Here is a 15522-nt window from a genome sequence, read left to right as displayed (position 1 = left end):
GAACATGGCCGAGCAACAGCACAGGACGCCGCGCAAGAGCGATGTCGACGAGGAGCAGGTCGAGACGACCGAGGTCGACGCCGAACGCAAGGAGAAGCTCGACGACGACGTCGACTCGATCCTCGACGAGATCGACGACGTGCTCGAGGAGAACGCCGAGGAGTTCGTCCGCAGCTTCGTCCAGAAGGGCGGGCAGTGATGCTCGATGGAGGCTTCCGCGCCGTCGGATCCTCCTCGTTCGCCGAGTTCCTCGCCACCCAGGCACCCGACCTGCTGCCGAACGCCTCCGGAGGGTCCGTGACCGGTCTCGACGTGACGCACGGGACGACGATCGTCGCCGCGACGTTCGACGGCGGAGTCGTCATGGGCGGCGACCGCCGCGCCACGATGGGCAACGTCATCGCCCAGCGTGACATCCAGAAGGTCTTCCCGACCGACGAGTTCAGCTGCGTCGGCATCGCGGGCACGGCCGGCATCGCCGTCGAGATGACGCGCCTGTTCCAGGTCGAGCTCGAGCACTACGAGAAGATCGAGGGCACCACGCTGTCGACCGACGGCAAGGCCAACCGGCTCGCGACCCTCATCCGCGGCAACCTCGGCATGGCGATGCAGGGCCTCGCGGTGGTGCCGCTGTTCGCCGCCTACGACCTCCACGCCGAGTGCGGGCGCATCTTCGCCTTCGACGTCACCGGCAACAAGAACGAGGAGCGCACGTTCCACTCCGTCGGCTCCGGCTCGACGTTCGCTCGCGGCTCGCTCAAGAAGCTCTACCGCGCCGGCATGAGCGAGTCCGACGCCGTCACCGCGGTGATCCAGGCGCTCTACGACGCTGCCGACGACGACACCGCCACCGGCGGACCCGACCTGACCCGACGGATCTTCCCGCTCATCTCGGTCATCACCCGTGACGGGTACCGCGCGTGGGACGAGTCCGCGACCGCCGAGATCGCCGACGCCGTGATCGGTGGCCGCATGCAGTCGCCCGACGGCCCGTCCGCCCCGCTGACCTAGGAGCCCCATGACCACCCCCTTCTACGTCTCGCCCGAACAGCTGATGAAGGACCGGGCGGACTTCGCCCGCAAGGGCATCGCCCGGGGCCGCTCCGTCGCGGTGGTCCGGTACGCCGACGGCATCATCTTCGTCGCCGAGAATCCGTCGCGTGCGCTGCACAAGATCAGCGAGATCTACGACCGCATCGGCTTCGCCGCGGTCGGGCGCTACAACGAGTTCGAGAACCTGCGCATCGCGGGCGTGCGACTGGCCGACATGCGCGGGTACTCCTATGCCCGCAGCGACGTCACGGGCCGGGGCCTGGCCAACGCCTACGCGCAGACCCTCGGCACGATCTTCTCCAGCGGCGGCGAGAAGCCGTACGAGGTCGAGATCTTCGTGGCCGAGGTGGGCTCGTCCGCCGAGTCCGACCAGATCTACCGACTGACGTACGACGGCTCCGTTGCCGATGTGCCGCTGTACGGCGTCATGGGCGGACAGAGCGACAAGGTCGAGGAGTACCTCAGCACGCACTTCACGGCGGGGCTGCCGTTGGCCGAGGCGCTGCGCCTCGCACTGACCGCACTGGGCAACGACGCCGAGCCCGCCCGGACGATCCCCCCGGACGACCTCGAGGTCGCGGTCCTCGACCGCACCCGGACCCAGCCGCGCAAGTTCAAGCGGCTGGGCCAGGCACAGGTCGCTCAGCTCCTGGGCTGAGTCCGCGGAGGCACCACCCGGATCTGCGCCGACTGGTTGCCGCGGTACGACTTCGAGACGCGCACCTGAGTGCCGTACCCGACCTCGTCGTCCTCGGGATCACCGGAGCCCAGGGGAGTGGCCAGCCCGATGTCCTCACCGAAGAGGTCGGGCAGGAGCCGGCCGTTCTGGTCGACGACCCGCGTGCTGTACGGCGCGTTGCCCACCGAAGGCACCACGGTCGAGGCGTCGGCGTCGCGGTAGAACAGGTCGTCGCCACGCACCTCGATGCCGGGGTACCAGCCCTGGTCGTCCGTGAAGGACCGGACGGGCCGCTGGTGACCGAAGGTGTTGCACGCCTCGCCGGTGAAGTCCGGCTGGGTCGTGCACTCACGGAAGCGGTACGTCCCGAACAGGTTGAACGCGGCGTTCGAGGACTGCGGCCTCGACGGCAGGTTCTTGAGCGTGCTCGCGTCGTTCGCCGCGTTCGCCCCGGTCCGCCGGAGCGGATCGAAGTGGCTGTCGACGATCAGCAGGCCGCCCTTGGCCCCCTCGCTGGGCAGTGAGGTGAGGTTGTTGAGCACGTAGTTGGCCTCGCCGTACGACGCGTCGCGGTACCAGACCAGCGCACCGGGAGCGTTGTACTTGATCTTCTCGACCTTCCACGCACCGTCCTCGCCCAAGCGCTGGTACGTCGTGTCGTACGCGTACTTCAGGCCCTTGTCGAAGCCGTCCAGGTTGCGCCACTCCACGAGGTAGAACTGCGCGTTCGACGACGTGCCGCTGTCGATGACCCAGCCCGCGCCGGGAGCCTCGCCCGCGACCCAGCTGTCGATCGTCGCGGTCCAGCCGTTCGGGCCGCTCTCGACGTCGTCGGTGAACGTGGTGGCACCGCCGCCGGTCACGGAGAAGTCGTCGGCGAACCAGCCACGCTCGGTGAACGCCGCGTCGGTCGACTGCATCAGCCTGACCTGGATGGTCTGCCCGGCCCACGAGCTGAGGTCGATGTAGTCGTGACGCCAGCCGCCGCTCGAGCCCGTCAGGCCGTACCGGCGGTTCCCGAAGGCCGCGAGGTTGCCGTTGGGGTCCGGGTAGCCGTCGGGTGTCGTGACCTCGGTGCCGTCCTCACTGAACACCTTCTGGGGCGTCCACGTCGTGCCACCGTCGGTCGAGACCTCGACGAAGCCGAAGTCCCAGTCCTGCTCGATGACGTAGTTGTTCCACATCCAGAACCGCGCATCCGCGGCATTCGGCACGTCGATCGACCTGGACAGGGAGTTCATCGCCCAGTTCTGGTCGCTGTTGCCCCACCACATGTTCTCGCCGCTGTGGGTCTCGGCCCGCGTGACGACCTTGTCGGGCAGGTTGATCTTGATCCCGTCGGCCGTGCCCCTCGGGGTGCGGCTGGTCTGCCCGACGCGCACGTTCCTGGTCCGCGAGTTCGGGTTGATCTCGACCGGGTCGGCCCAGCCGAGCACCCACTTGTCCCACAGGCCCATGTGTGTCGGCATCGACTGGAAGATCGGGCCGGAGTGCGAGCCGGAGGCCATCAGGTCCCAGAAGTCCACGTCCGAGTCGCCACCGCTGGCGGCGTCGTACAGGTCCGGGAGGCCCAGGTCGTGGCCGTACTCGTGCGCGAAGACGCCGACGCCGGAGTCCTCGGGTTGGACGATGTAGTTCGACAGTCGCAGGTCGGTCCCCGGGACCGCTGCGCCGCCGGGAACAGCCGAGGAGTGCGCCCAGATCGCGTAGGGGCCTTCGGCGCCACCGCCGCCGGACTTGTCCTCACCGGCGTGGACGAGGACGACGTGGTCGATCACGCCGTCGGGCTCGAACAGGTTGCCGTCGCCGTCGGCGTCACCCTGGTCCTCGATGTCGTAGTCGGCCCACGGGAAGTCGGGCTCGGCCTGCGCGAGCGCCGCGACCGCGTCGATCGGCAACTGGCCGGGACCGCGCGGGTTGTCGGGGTGGCCCTGCATGTCCTGGATCGCGTCGTAGGTCCACTCGCCGTTCTCGTCCTGGTGGCACACGGTCGCGCCGTAGTACCCCTCGGAGTGCTCGACCGTCACCCACGGCGTCGCGGTGCCGCCGACGGTGTACGCGCCCTTGGACATCTCCTCGTACATGTTCTTCATCGTGTAGCCGGAGATGTCGATGCCGCGGCGACCGTCGGGGCCGCGCAGGTCGGGACGGACGCGCTTCGTGATGCCCCTCTTGCTGTAGAGCATCGCGTTGAAGTGGGCGGGGGAGAAGTCCTTCACCCACATCGAGTTGTTGTCGGCGAGGTCGCTCTCGGCGGGGTTCGGGATCTGGTTGTGCGTCGGGCCGTTCTGGACGTCGCCCGGGACGCAGGTGTCGGAGCTGAAGCCGTCAGGCACCATCGATCCGCTGAAGTCGTCGTTCGCCTGCTCGTTGAACTCGACCAGGATCGTCAGGAGCTTGGCCTCCTGCGTCGACTTCGCCCTCTTGAAGCGGCGATCCCAGACGTCGCGCGGACTGCGACCGGTGCGCAGCGACTCGGCCTCGACGCGTGCGAGCTGTCGAGCCGCCACCGGGTTGCCCTGGCTGTGCTTGCGATCGACCTGCTTGGCCTTGACCAGCGCCTCCTGCAGGCGGTCGGTGCTGCGCTTCGAGACGCGCTTGCCGTTGCGTTCGATGGCCTGGTCCGGCGAGTACGGGCGCTCGACCTGCGGCGCCACGTAGTTGATGTACCCGCGGTGCTGGGCCGCGTTCGTGGACGAGCTCGGCGGTGCGTCCGCCGGAGCGGCGGCCACCGAGTTCGTGGCGAGCGACAACCCGCCCGCCGTCAGTGCCAGCACAGGCACACTGAGGAACCACAGTCCTCGTGCCTGCGGAGATCGTTTCGTCATTGAAGCTCCTCCCCGAACGGGGCCGGGCCCCGTCGTCCGTGCCCCCGTGGACGGACTCCCGCTCATCGTGCGCCTCGAATCGCGTCTTGGGAAGACCCTTCGTGGGCCGCCACCGCTGGTCCCTCGGCGCGCGCCGTCCGGTTTGCTTGGTCCGCCCGCCCCGGCGCGCACTCCGACTTTTGGAACGAGATTCCGGCTCCCGGGCCATTCGGGAGGTAAAAGTGCTCCAAAAGTCGGGGCGGGGCCGGACCGGCGCCCAGCCCGCCCGACCAGCGAGATCCCGTGCGCCTGCCGACAGCGGGTCTAGGCTGGCCGCATGGACCGGCGGATCTTCGGAATCGAGAACGAGTACGGCGTGACCTGCTCGTTCCATGGCCAGCGCCGGCTGTCGCCCGACGAGGTCGCTCGGTACCTGTTCCGGCGCGTCGTGTCGTGGGGTCGCAGCAGCAATGTCTTCCTGAAGAACGGCGCCCGGCTGTACCTCGACGTGGGCAGCCATCCCGAGTACGCGACGCCCGAGTGCGATGACGTCATCGACCTCGTGACGCACGACAGGGCGGGGGAGCGGATCCTCGAGGGGCTCATGCTCGACGCCCAGCAGCGCCTGGCCGAGGACGGCGTCGAGGGCGACATCTACCTGTTCAAGAACAACACCGACTCCGCGGGCAACTCGTACGGCTGCCACGAGAACTACCTCGTCGGCCGCAGCGGCGAGTTCAGCCGCTTGGCGGACGTGCTGATCCCGTTCCTCGTCTCGCGCCAGATCATCGTCGGCGCGGGCAAGGTGCAGCAGACGCCGCGCGGCACGGTCTTCAGCGTGAGCCAGCGCGCCGAGCACATCTGGGAAGGCGTCTCGAGCGCCACCACGCGCTCGCGGCCCATCATCAACACCCGCGACGAGCCCCACGCGGACGCCGAGCGGTTCCGCCGCCTGCACGTCATCGTGGGCGACTCGAACATGAGCGAGACCACGACGATGCTCAAGGTCGCCACGACCGACCTCGTCCTGCGGATGATCGAGGGCGGCGTCACGATGCGCGATCTCACGCTCGAGAACCCGATCCGGGCGATCCGCGAGATCTCGCACGACATGACCGGTCGCCGCAAGGTCCAGCTGGCCAACGGGCGCGAGCTGTCGGCGCTCGAGATCCAGTACGAGTACTTCTCGAAGGCGGCCGACTTCGTCGACAGCAACGGGCTGCACACGCCGACGATCGATCGCGCCATGGACCTGTGGGAGCGCACGCTCAAGGCGGTCGAGAGCGAGGACCTCAGCCTCGTGGAGCGCGAGATCGACTGGGTCATAAAGTACCGGCTGCTCGACCGATACCGCCAGCAGCGCGACCTGGCGTGGTCGGACCCGCGCATCGCTCAACTCGACCTGGCGTACCACGACATCCGCCGCGACCGCGGGTTGTTCTACCTGCTCGAGGCCAAGGGAGCGGTCGCCCGCGTGACGAAGGACCTCGACGTCTTCACCGCGAAGTCGGTGCCGCCGCAGACCACGCGAGCCCGGCTGCGCGGCGACTTCATCGCCCGGGCGCAGGAGCGCCGGCGCGACTTCACGGTCGATTGGGTGCACCTGAAGCTCAACGACCAGGCCCAGCGCACGGTGCTGTGCAAGGACCCGTTCCGCTCCCAGGACGACCGCGTCCAGCGCCTGATCGACTCCATGTGAGCTCTCAGTCGTTCCTTGGGATCGGCGGTTAGTGTGGGCACGGCATCGATCCCCAGGAGGAACCTCATCGTGCGTCGTACTGCTCTCGTGACCGCCGTGGTCACCGCTTCCTTCGTCCTCACCGGCTGTGGAGGCGGCACCGACCTCGAGGGGATCGAGGTGACGAAGGGCAGCTCGCCCAAGGTCACGGTGGAGAAGGACTTCGAGACCGAGAAGACGCAGACGCGGGTGGTCAACGACGGCGGCGGCGAGAAGGTCGGCGACGGCGACACCGTCAAGATCAACTACATCGCGGTCAACGGTCGCACCGGCAAGGAGTTCGACAACTCCTACAAGAACGAGTCGCCGATGACGCTGACGCTCAACGAGAAGACGGCGCTGCCGGGCTTCTACAAGGGCCTGGTCGGCAAGCAGATCGGCTCGCGCGTGCTGGTGTCCGTCCCGTCCGAGGACGGTGCCTCGCTGCTGCAGAGCGCCGAGTCGCTCGGCCTCGAGAAGGGCGACACGATGGTCTTCCTGTTCGACCTCGTCGCCAAGGTGCCCACCGCCGCGTCCGGCAAGCCGCAGAAGGCCCCCGCGACGTCACCGAAGCTGACGTACAACGACAAGAAGCAGCCGGCGAAGTTCGTCAAGACGAAGAAGACGAAGGCCAAGGTCACCGAGTCCAGCGCGTACGTCCTCATCAAGGGCGAGGGCGAGAAGGTCGTCAAGGACTCCACCGTGAGCGTCCAGTACGTCGGCCAGAAGTACCCGGCCGGCGACGTGTTCGACGAGTCGTGGTCCACCGGCCCGCGCCAGCTGCCGCTCACCGAGGGCAACATCCTCGACTGCTGGCGTGATCTGCTGTCCGGCCAGACGCTCGGCAGCCGGGTCGTCGTCACGTGCTCCGCGGCAGATGCGTACGGCAAGGACGCGAAGAAGAAGGGACAGCCCGACGGGCCGTTGATCTTCGTCGTCGACCTGCTCGACGCCAGCTAGTCTTTCGCTCATGGCCCAACGGAAGACCGAGAGGTTGATGAACCTCGTCTTCACCCTCCTGGCCACCCAGCAGTACCTGACGAAGGACCAGATCCGCGCCTCGATCGCGGAGTACCGCGAGGACTCCGACGTGGCCTTCGAGCGCAAGTTCGAGCGCGACAAGCAGGAGCTGCGGGACCTCGGCCTCGAGATCGAGACCGGCACGCACGACGCCCTCGGCGGCGTCACCGGCTACCGGCTGCTGCGGACCGAGGTCGAGCTGCCGCAGATCGACCTCACCGTCGAGGAGGCCGCCGTCATCGGGCTGGCGGGCCAGCTGTGGGACCACGCCGGCATGGCGGCCGAGACCACGACCGCACTGGCGAAGCTCAAGGCGATCGGCAACGACTTCGATCCGTCCGTGCTGCGCATGACCGAGGCGCGACTGACGGCCCAGGAGCCGACCTTCGACGTCGTCTTCGACGCCACCAGCCGCCGGATGCCGATCGCGTTCGAGTACAGCCGTCCCCAGGGCGAGCCGACCCTGCGCCACCTCGAGCCGTGGGGCATGACGTCCTTCCGTGAACGCTGGTACGTCGGCGGGTACGACCGCGACCGGGGCGAGCCACGACTCTTCCGGCTCTCGCGCATCGTCGGCGCCGTCCTGCCCGACGGCGAGCCGGGCGAGTACGAGGTGCCCGAGGACGCCGACCTGAAGCAGGTGGCGCGCGCCCTGCACCCGCCCGAGCCTGACACGTCGGCCGTCCTGCGGGTCACGGCCGGCCGGGCCCAGTCGCTGCGCCGTCACGCCGTGCGGATCGACCGCATCGACGAGCGCACGGACGAGGTCGAGGTGGCCTACGCGGTACGCTCCGACATCGCCGACGACATCGTGTCCTACGGCCCGGACGTCCTGGTGGTGTCCCCGGCCGAGTTGCGCGACGCCGTGGTCGATCGGCTCCGAGCACTCGCGCAGGTGTCCGCATGAACCCGTCCCTCAAGCAGGTCGTGCGGATGCTCGCGATGGTGCCTTACCTGCAGAGCAACCAGGGCATCCCCCTGGTCGACCTGGCCCGCGAGTTCAAGATCCGTCCCGCGCAGGCCCAGCGGGAGCTCGAGATGATGATGCTGACCGGATGGGGCGAGTTCCACGGCCAGCTGATCGACTTCGACGTCTCGGCCCTCGAGGACGACGGTGTCGTGCACATCCGCGACGCCGAGTTCATGCCGCGCCCGCTGCGCGTCTCGCGCAGCGAGGCCGCCGCGCTGATGGTCGCCCTGCGCACGCTGCGCCAGTCGGCGGCGGGGGACCAGGCCGAGATCATCGACTCGGCGCTGGCGAAGCTGGCCGAGGCCGCCGGCACCGACCTCGACCCGTCGGTCGACGTGCTGCTGCCCGCGGTCGACCCGGCGGTCCAGGCCGCGGTGGCCGAGGCGCTGGCGCGCAAGCGCCGGCTGCACATGGTCTACGCCAACGACACGCGCGACGAGCAGAGCGAGCGCACCGTCGATCCGCACCGCGCCTTCACGCAGGACGGCCACCGCTACCTGTCGGCGTGGTGCCACAAGGTCGAGGCCGACCGGTTGTTCCGCGTCGACCGCATCGTGGCGGCGACGGTGCTCGACGAGCCGGCCACGACGGGCACGTCCACGCGCACCAGGCTCGAGGACCTGTTCCCGCGCGGCGCCCACCTGCCGTCGATCGTCGTCGAGGGCGACCCGCAGGCCGAGTGGATGATCGAGCAGTACCGGATGGAGGTGCTCGAGCGGCATGAGGACGGCTCGTTCCGCGCCCGCCAGTCCGGCAGCGACCCGGCCTGGCTGCGCCGGATCGTGATGCGTGCGGGCGGGCACCTGAGGGTCGTCGAGCCGGCCGACTTCGCCCGAGAAGTACGAGATTCGGCCCGGGCTGCGTTGGCCGCGTACGATGGAGCCATCCCCGAACAAGGAGCCTGACATGTTTTCCGGCATCGGTGCCACTGAGATCCTCATCATCCTGGGGATCGTCATTCTGCTGTTCGGCGGTCGCAAGCTTCCCGAACTCGCCCGCGGCTCTGGCCGCGCCTTGCGCATCTTCAAGTCCGAGATCCGCGAGAGCGAGCACGAGGAGAAGCAGGCCGACCCGGCCAAGCGCGCGATCGACCCGGCGGTCACCGACCGTCGCGACGACCCCCTCGCCTGACCCGGGTGGCCCTGGGACGCGGTCGTGACCGCAAGCCCGGTCCGGGCGGCGAGATGCCGCTCCTCGACCACCTCACCGAACTACGCGGGCGACTGTTCAAGGCGCTCCTCGCGATCGCCGTCGGCGTCGTGGTCGCCTGGTACTTCTATCCCGAGATTCTCGACTGGCTGACGGCTCCCTACGAGCAGGTGCGACCGGCACTCGAGGCCGAGGGCATCGACACCGAGCTGATCGTCAGCGGCATCGGCGGTGCCTTCCAGTTCCAGCTGAAGACCAGCATCATCGCCGGACTCGTCCTGTCCAGCCCGGTGTGGATTTGGCAGCTGTGGGCGTTCGTGCTGCCTGCGCTGCACCGCCACGAGAAGCGCGCCGCGGTGCTGCTCACGGCGACGTGCCTGCCGCTGTTCCTCGGCGGCGCCTGGCTGGGCTACTGGACCTTCCCCAAGGCGATCGAGCTGCTCGTCGGCTTCGCGCCCGAGGGCTGGACGAACCTGCTGAACGGCGCCGACTACCTGTCGTTCGCCACCAGGATGATCCTGCTGTTCGGCGTCGGCGCCCAGATCCCCGTCGTCGTGGTGGTGCTCAACCGGATCAACGCCGTGAGCGGTGCCCAGCTGGTCCGAGCGCGGCCGTGGATCATCATCGGCATCTTCGTCTTCGCCGCGATCGCGACGCCGACCGTCGACCCGGTCACGTTCCTGTTCCTGGCCATTCCGATGAGTGCGATGCACCTGTTCGCGGAGGCGATCGCGCGCCTCACCGATCGGCGCCGTGGGCGCGCCGGGAGCACCTGGGACGACGACCAGGCCTCGCCACTGGACGCTCCTGAGGGCCTGAACGACTGATCCTCCGTACGCTGGAGACATGTCCACCCCGGCCGAGCAGTACGCCCGCTTCCGCAAGGACCGCCAGCACCCCCACGTGGCCGCGTTCCGCGACCTCTACCCCTTCGGCCTGGACGAGTTCCAGCTGGAGGCGTGCAAGGCGCTCGAGGAGGGCCACGGCGTGCTCGTCGCCGCGCCGACCGGATCAGGCAAGACCCTCGTCGGCGAGTTCGCCGTGCACCTCTCGCTGGAGACCGGCCGCAAGTGCTTCTACACGACGCCCATCAAGGCGCTGTCGAACCAGAAGTTCAGCGACTTCTCCGAGCGCTACGGCGCCGAGAACGTCGGCCTGCTGACGGGTGACAACACGATCAACGGCGAGGCGCCGATCGTCGTCATGACGACCGAGGTCCTGCGCAACATGATCTACGCCGGCTCGTCGACGCTGCGCGGACTCGGGCACGTGGTGATGGACGAGGTCCACTACCTCGCCGACCGATTCCGCGGTGCCGTCTGGGAGGAGGTCATCATCGGCCTGCCGCCCTCGGTCTCGGTGGTGTCGCTGTCGGCCACCGTCTCGAACGTGGAGGAGTTCGGTGCCTGGCTCACCGAGGTGCGGGGCGACACCGTCACGATCGTCGAGGAGCGTCGTCCCGTCCCGCTGCACCAGCACGTGCTCGTCGGCCGCAAGATGTTCGACCTGTTCGAGCCCGGCACCACCGAGGTGAACCGCACGCTCGAGCAGATGGCCCGCGACGACGCGCAGTGGAACCGCGCGTTCTCCAAGAACCGGTCCCGTCGCCCCGAGAAGGGGGGCCGGCGCCCGCGCAGCCGCCACCGGACGCCCGACCGCATCGACATCGTCCTGAAGCTGGAGTCCGAAGGCCTGCTGCCCGCGATCGTCTTCATCTTCAGTCGCGCGGGCTGTGCGACCGCGGTCGAGCAGTGCCTCGCCGCCCGGCTCAACCTCACGTCACAGGAGGAGCGACTCGCGATCGAGGCCCACGTCGACGCGGCGTGCGCGCACCTGCCGGACGAGGACCTGCAAGTCCTGGGCTTCCACGAGTTCCGCCAGGGGATCGCGCGCGGCATCGCGGCGCACCACGCCGGCATGCTGCCGACCTTCAAGGAGTGCGTGGAGGACCTGTTCAGCGAGGGTCTCGTGAAGGTCGTCTTCGCCACCGAGACGCTCGCGCTGGGCATCAACATGCCCGCACGCTCCGTCGTGATCGACCGCCTGACGAAGTGGAACGGCGAGAACCATGTCGACGTGACGCCGGGGGAGTACACCCAGCTGACGGGTCGCGCGGGACGGCGTGGCATCGACGTCGAGGGCCACGGCGTCGTGCTGTGGCAGCCCGGCCTGGACGCGCGTCACGTCGCAGGCCTGGCCTCGACCCGCACGTACCCGCTCAACTCGTCGTTCCGGCCGTCCTACAACATGGCGGTCAACCTCGTGCACCAGGTCGGTCGCGGTCGCGCGCGTGAGCTGCTGGAGCAGTCGTTCGCGCAGTTCCAGGCCGACCGGGCCGTCGTCGGTCTGGCCCGGCAGGTCCGCAAGGCCGACGAGGCGATCGAGGGCTACCGTGAGTCCGCCACGTGCGAGCGTGGCGACTTCATGGAGTACATGCGCCTGCGGCGCGCGCTGAGCGACCTGGAGTCCGCGGGCTCGAAGGCTCGTCGGGCCGCGCGTCGCGAGGAGGCACTGGACTCGCTGATGAACCTGCGCCGTGGCGACGTGATCAACGTGCCGGCCGGCAAGTTCTCGGGCCTTGCGGTCGTGCTGGACCCTGACACAGGCAACCGCGAGGGCCCGCGCCCCATGGTGCTGACGGCCAACCGGCATGCGCGGCGCCTCGCCGCGGTCGACTTCCCGACGGCCGTCGAGCCGCTCATGAACATGCGCATCCCGAAGTCGTTCAACCCGCGCGACGCCCAGTCCCGGCGCGACCTGGCCTCGACCCTGCGCAATCGAGCCGGCCACCTCGGCGAGTACCCCACGGCGTACCGCGACGGCGGTGCCGTCGAGGACCCGCGGATCGCCGAGCTGCGCCGCGAGATGCGCGACCATCCGTGCCACGGCTGCCCCGATCGCGAGTCCCACGCGCGCTGGGCCGAGCGGATGATCAAGCTCGACCGCGAGACCGAGAACACGCGCCGACGCGTGAAGGACCGCACCAACAGCGTCGCGCGACAGTTCGACCGCGTCTGCGAGGTCCTCGATTCGCTGGGGTACCTCAACGGCGATGACGTGACGGCCGAGGGCAAGCGTCTCCAGCGGATCTACGGGGAGTCCGACCTGGTGGTCAGCGAGTCGCTGCGCCACGACGTCTGGGGTGGCCTGTCCCCGGCCGAGCTGGCCGCCGTCGCGTCCGGCCTGACGTACACGGCGCGCAACTCCGAGGACGCCCCTCCGCCGCGGTACCCGACGAAGGCAGTCGCGGAGGCGGCCGAGTCGATGGGACTGCTGTGGTTGCAGCTGGACCAGCTCGAGCGCGAGCACCGCCTGCGGTTCCTGCGCCGACCGGACTTCGGCTTCGCCCATGCCGTGTGGCTGTGGTGCGAGGGGACCAGCCTCGACATCGTGCTGGGCGCGGCCGAGATGGCCGCGGGCGACTTCGTGCGTGCGATGAAGCAGCTGATCGACACCGTCGCCCAGATCTCGGACGCCTCCGGACCGGGGCCGCTGCGCGACACCGCACGCGCGGCGCTGGACGAGCTGCGCACCGGCGTGGTGGCGTACTCCAGCGTCAGCTCGTGACCGAGGCCAGCAGCCGATCGACGGGTCCTGCGACGTTCCACCGCTCGCCGAACGCGGTCAGTGCCTCGGCGTCGGCGATGCCGGCGACAGGGTCGGCCAGGTCGAGGTCGGGCAGGACCGTGACGACCTTGACCGCCGCGTCGATGTAGTCGGCGGAGTCGAGCAGTGACTGGCGCACGCGCGGCTTGAGGGAGGAGCCGGGATCGGACGCCGCGGCGCGGATCGCGCTCAGGTCCGAGAACTCGCGCAGCAGTGTGGCGGCCGTCTTGTCGCCGATGCCCGCGACCCCGGGCAGCCCGTCGGACGCATCGCCGCGCATGACGGCGAAGTCGACGTACTGGTGCGGTTCGATGCCGTACTTCTCGCGCACCCACGCCGCGTTCACGACGTCGTGCTTGCCCACACCGCGTGCCGTGTAGAGCACGCGGACGTCGCGTTCGTCGTCCACGAGCTGGAAGAGGTCACGGTCACCGGTGACGACGTCGACGCCCGTGGGCCAGCGGTGGACCAGCGTGCCGATGACGTCGTCGGCCTCGGCGTCCGGCGCACCCACCACCGTGACGCCCGCCAGCGCGAGGGCCTCCGCGATGAGCGGCACCTGAGACGCCAGCAGGTCCGGCGTCTCCTCGACGCCTGCCGCGGGGTCGGCCACCCGATGCGCCTTGTAGCTCTCGAGCAGGTCTACGCGCCACTGCGGGCGCCAGTCGTCGTCCCACGCCGCGACGACGGCCTCGGGCTCGTAGCGGGCCTGCAGCGTGGCCAGGAAGTCGAGCATCCCGCGCACGGCGTTGACGGGGGTGCCGTCCTCGGCGCGGATCGAGTCCGGGATGCCGTAGAAGGCGCGGAAGTAGAGGCTGGCCGTGTCGAGCAGGAGGAGTCGCGAGGACATGCCGCCATGATGGCACGCGTCGGCCGCCGCCCGGACGAACTCGTCCCCGCCACCGCTGGGCGCGGTGACGGGGACGAGAACGAGGGGTCAGCGGCTGGCGCCGGCGTGACCGTGACGGTGACCGAGGGCCTTGCCCTGGGCCTTCTTGGCGTTCTTCTTCATCATGCGGCTGCCGTCGGGGTACAGGCCCGACTTCGACAGGCCGAGCGTCGCCACGGCGAAGGCTGCGGCGTCGCCCATCTCGTTGAGAGCGTTGACGTTGATGTTCGTCATGTCGTCGCACGCCTGGTGGTAGCACCTGTCGTACGCGACGCCGGCGGTCCCGCCGTACAGCGCGACCTGCTCCTCGGTCTTGACGCCCTCGGCGCCGGTGAACAGGCCACCTGCCGGGATGCCGACCGCGATGAACGGACCGTAGTCGGAGCGTCCGTCGAACGCCGTCGGCTCGTGGGCCAGGTTCTTCTTGTCGAAGTAGCCCGTGAAGACCTGCTCGATCTCACCCGAGCCGGCCGGACCCGCCGTGGCGTCCTCGTCGGCCGAGCCGTCGCCGTCGTACACGAACCGCGCGTAGTTCGGCGAGCCGATCATGTCGAAGTTGAGGTTCGCGTAGATCTCGGACAGCTCGTCGTCGCTGAGGTTCGCGACGTAGTGCTCAGAGCCCAGCAGGCCCAGCTCCTCGGCGCCCCAGAAGGCGAAGCGGACGGGACGCTGCAGCTTCTTGTCCAGCTTCGTGGCGCTGAGCTGCTTGGCGATCTCCAAGATGCCCGCCGAGCCGGAGCCGTTGTCGTTGATGCCCGGCCCCTCCGCGACGGAGTCGAGGTGGGCTCCCACGACGACGACCTGGTCCTTGTTCTTGATCTTCTTGAGCTTCTTCTGCGGCAGGTCCGCGATGACGTTCCACGTCACGCGGTTGGGATCGGCCTCGACCTCGGTCACGAGCGTGCCGGTGGGCGTGCCCGCCTCGACGAACGCGACGCCCTGCTCGTACGTGATACCGGTGACCGGGACGTCCTTCGGGGTGCCGAGCGTGCCGGCGACCGCGTCGGTGCGACCGGGCTGGCCCTCGTTGAACACGATGACGGCGTCGTAGCCCGCCGCGACGGCGTTGTCGACCTTGACCGCGAAGTCGCATGCGCCGCGCTGGACCAGCGCTATCGCGTCGGTGTCGCCCGGCGCGGGCTCGAAGTCCGCCGGCTCACAGCCGGAGTCCGTCGTGCCGGCTTCGGCGGGTGGCGGGATCTGGACGTCGTTCGTCGGGACGATCGGTCCGGTCACGTTGCCGCTGCCGGAGTAGGTGAAGATCGAGCTTGCGACCTCCTCGCCCCCGACGGTCAGCGTCGTCGGGCTCAGCTCCTGGAAGAACGGGAACTGGAACGGCTGCTTCGTGACCTCGTAGCCGGACTTCTCCAGCTCGCGGGTCACGTAGTTGACGGACGCCTCGTAGCCGGGCAGGCCGGACGCACGGTTGCCGTCGTTCCGATTGGCAATGGCCTGGAACTGGCGCAGGTGCTTGAGGATTCCGTTGACGGTGACGGCCTTGGTCAGCTTGGTGGTCTGGCCTTGCGGTGCCGCCGGGCCGGGCTTCGCCTGCGCGGGTGACGCGGAGACGAGACCGACGGTGAGGACTGCCGCGGAAGCGGCAATGACTGCTTTCTTCATGGACCCCCCGAT

13 protein-coding genes are annotated in these 15522 nt (G+C 69.1%); 10 read left to right on the top strand and 3 right to left on the bottom strand.

Features of this window, described 5'->3' with window-relative positions; translation table 11 throughout:
* Positions 1-4 precede the first annotated feature (4 nt).
* From RT323_RS00155 to prcA, 3 genes are read left to right on the top strand one after another with little or no spacing between them, the layout of a single operon-like run.
* Complete coding sequence (locus RT323_RS00155) at positions 5-199, top strand: ubiquitin-like protein Pup (protein WP_313403964.1); 195 nt, start codon at positions 5-7, stop codon at positions 197-199.
* Positions 199-1011 carry a proteasome subunit beta gene (gene prcB, locus RT323_RS00150; RefSeq protein WP_313404128.1) on the top strand — a complete coding sequence of 271 codons (813 nt, stop codon included), beginning with the start codon at positions 199-201 and terminating at the stop codon, positions 1009-1011. Before RT323_RS00155 ends, prcB begins: the two co-directional genes overlap by 1 nt.
* Positions 1012-1018: 7 nt before the next feature.
* Positions 1019-1711, top strand: a complete 693-nt coding sequence (gene prcA / locus RT323_RS00145; protein ID WP_313403963.1) for a proteasome subunit alpha — start codon at positions 1019-1021, stop codon at positions 1709-1711.
* Here the strand turns inward: prcA and RT323_RS00140 are convergent.
* Complete coding sequence (locus RT323_RS00140) at positions 1696-4560, bottom strand: immune inhibitor A domain-containing protein (protein ID WP_313403961.1); 2865 nt, start codon at positions 4558-4560, stop codon at positions 1696-1698. The genes prcA and RT323_RS00140 overlap by 16 nt on opposite strands.
* A 316-nt stretch (positions 4561-4876) precedes the next feature.
* Here RT323_RS00140 and pafA point away from each other — a divergent pair, with 316 nt between their 5' ends.
* From pafA to RT323_RS00105, 7 genes are all read left to right on the top strand, one after another.
* Complete coding sequence (gene pafA / locus RT323_RS00135; protein WP_313403960.1) at positions 4877-6238, top strand: Pup--protein ligase; 1362 nt, start codon at positions 4877-4879, stop codon at positions 6236-6238.
* Between the two features lie 69 nt (positions 6239-6307).
* On the top strand, positions 6308-7216 hold the full coding sequence (locus RT323_RS00130) for an FKBP-type peptidyl-prolyl cis-trans isomerase (RefSeq protein ID WP_313403959.1): 909 nt from the start codon (positions 6308-6310) through the stop codon (positions 7214-7216).
* Between the two features lie 10 nt (positions 7217-7226).
* A complete protein-coding gene (locus tag RT323_RS00125; RefSeq protein ID WP_313403957.1) occupies positions 7227-8183 on the top strand; it encodes a WYL domain-containing protein in 957 nt (318 codons plus the stop codon).
* Positions 8180-9151 carry a WYL domain-containing protein gene (locus RT323_RS00120; RefSeq protein ID WP_313403955.1) on the top strand — a complete coding sequence of 324 codons (972 nt, stop codon included), beginning with the start codon at positions 8180-8182 and terminating at the stop codon, positions 9149-9151. The genes RT323_RS00125 and RT323_RS00120 overlap by 4 nt, the downstream gene beginning before the upstream one ends.
* A gap of 1 nt (position 9152) precedes the next feature.
* On the top strand, positions 9153-9377 hold the full coding sequence (tatA, locus tag RT323_RS00115) for a twin-arginine translocase TatA/TatE family subunit (protein ID WP_313403953.1): 225 nt from the start codon (positions 9153-9155) through the stop codon (positions 9375-9377).
* A gap of 5 nt (positions 9378-9382) precedes the next feature.
* Complete coding sequence (gene tatC, locus RT323_RS00110; RefSeq protein WP_313403951.1) at positions 9383-10222, top strand: twin-arginine translocase subunit TatC; 840 nt, start codon at positions 9383-9385, stop codon at positions 10220-10222.
* Between the two features lie 19 nt (positions 10223-10241).
* A complete protein-coding gene (locus RT323_RS00105) occupies positions 10242-12962 on the top strand; it encodes a DEAD/DEAH box helicase (RefSeq protein WP_313403950.1) in 2721 nt (906 codons plus the stop codon).
* Here the strand turns inward: RT323_RS00105 and RT323_RS00100 are convergent.
* The gene (locus tag RT323_RS00100; RefSeq protein WP_313403948.1) at positions 12952-13851 is read right to left on the bottom strand and encodes a 5'-3' exonuclease; all 900 of its coding nucleotides are present in this window, start codon (positions 13849-13851) and stop codon (positions 12952-12954) included. The genes RT323_RS00105 and RT323_RS00100 overlap by 11 nt on opposite strands.
* A gap of 87 nt (positions 13852-13938) precedes the next feature.
* Positions 13939-15510 (bottom strand): M28 family metallopeptidase, encoded by a 1572-nt coding sequence (locus RT323_RS00095; RefSeq protein WP_313403947.1) that lies wholly within the window; start codon positions 15508-15510, stop codon positions 13939-13941.
* Positions 15511-15522 lie beyond the last annotated feature (12 nt).

This window comes from Aeromicrobium sp., from assembly GCF_032084975.1.
In the GTDB taxonomy this organism is placed as follows: domain Bacteria; phylum Actinomycetota; class Actinomycetes; order Propionibacteriales; family Nocardioidaceae; genus Aeromicrobium.
The sequence above is the reverse complement of the archived record's forward strand: the minus strand, read 5'-3'. Positions and strand labels throughout refer to the sequence as shown.

Coding starts and splice junctions, on each gene's coding strand:
- RT323_RS00155 (WP_313403964.1), top strand. CDS start 5: ATGGCCGAGCAACAGCACAGGACGCCGCGCAAGAGCGATGTCGACGAG.
- RT323_RS00140 (WP_313403961.1), bottom strand. CDS start 4,560: ATGACGAAACGATCTCCGCAGGCACGAGGACTGTGGTTCCTCAGTGTG.
- RT323_RS00105 (WP_313403950.1), top strand. CDS start 10,242: ATGTCCACCCCGGCCGAGCAGTACGCCCGCTTCCGCAAGGACCGCCAG.
- RT323_RS00120 (WP_313403955.1), top strand. CDS start 8,180: ATGAACCCGTCCCTCAAGCAGGTCGTGCGGATGCTCGCGATGGTGCCT.
- RT323_RS00125 (WP_313403957.1), top strand. CDS start 7,227: ATGGCCCAACGGAAGACCGAGAGGTTGATGAACCTCGTCTTCACCCTC.
- tatA (WP_313403953.1), top strand. CDS start 9,153: ATGTTTTCCGGCATCGGTGCCACTGAGATCCTCATCATCCTGGGGATC.
- prcB (WP_313404128.1), top strand. CDS start 199: ATGCTCGATGGAGGCTTCCGCGCCGTCGGATCCTCCTCGTTCGCCGAG.
- pafA (WP_313403960.1), top strand. CDS start 4,877: ATGGACCGGCGGATCTTCGGAATCGAGAACGAGTACGGCGTGACCTGC.
- prcA (WP_313403963.1), top strand. CDS start 1,019: ATGACCACCCCCTTCTACGTCTCGCCCGAACAGCTGATGAAGGACCGG.
- RT323_RS00095 (WP_313403947.1), bottom strand. CDS start 15,510: ATGAAGAAAGCAGTCATTGCCGCTTCCGCGGCAGTCCTCACCGTCGGT.
- RT323_RS00100 (WP_313403948.1), bottom strand. CDS start 13,851: ATGTCCTCGCGACTCCTCCTGCTCGACACGGCCAGCCTCTACTTCCGC.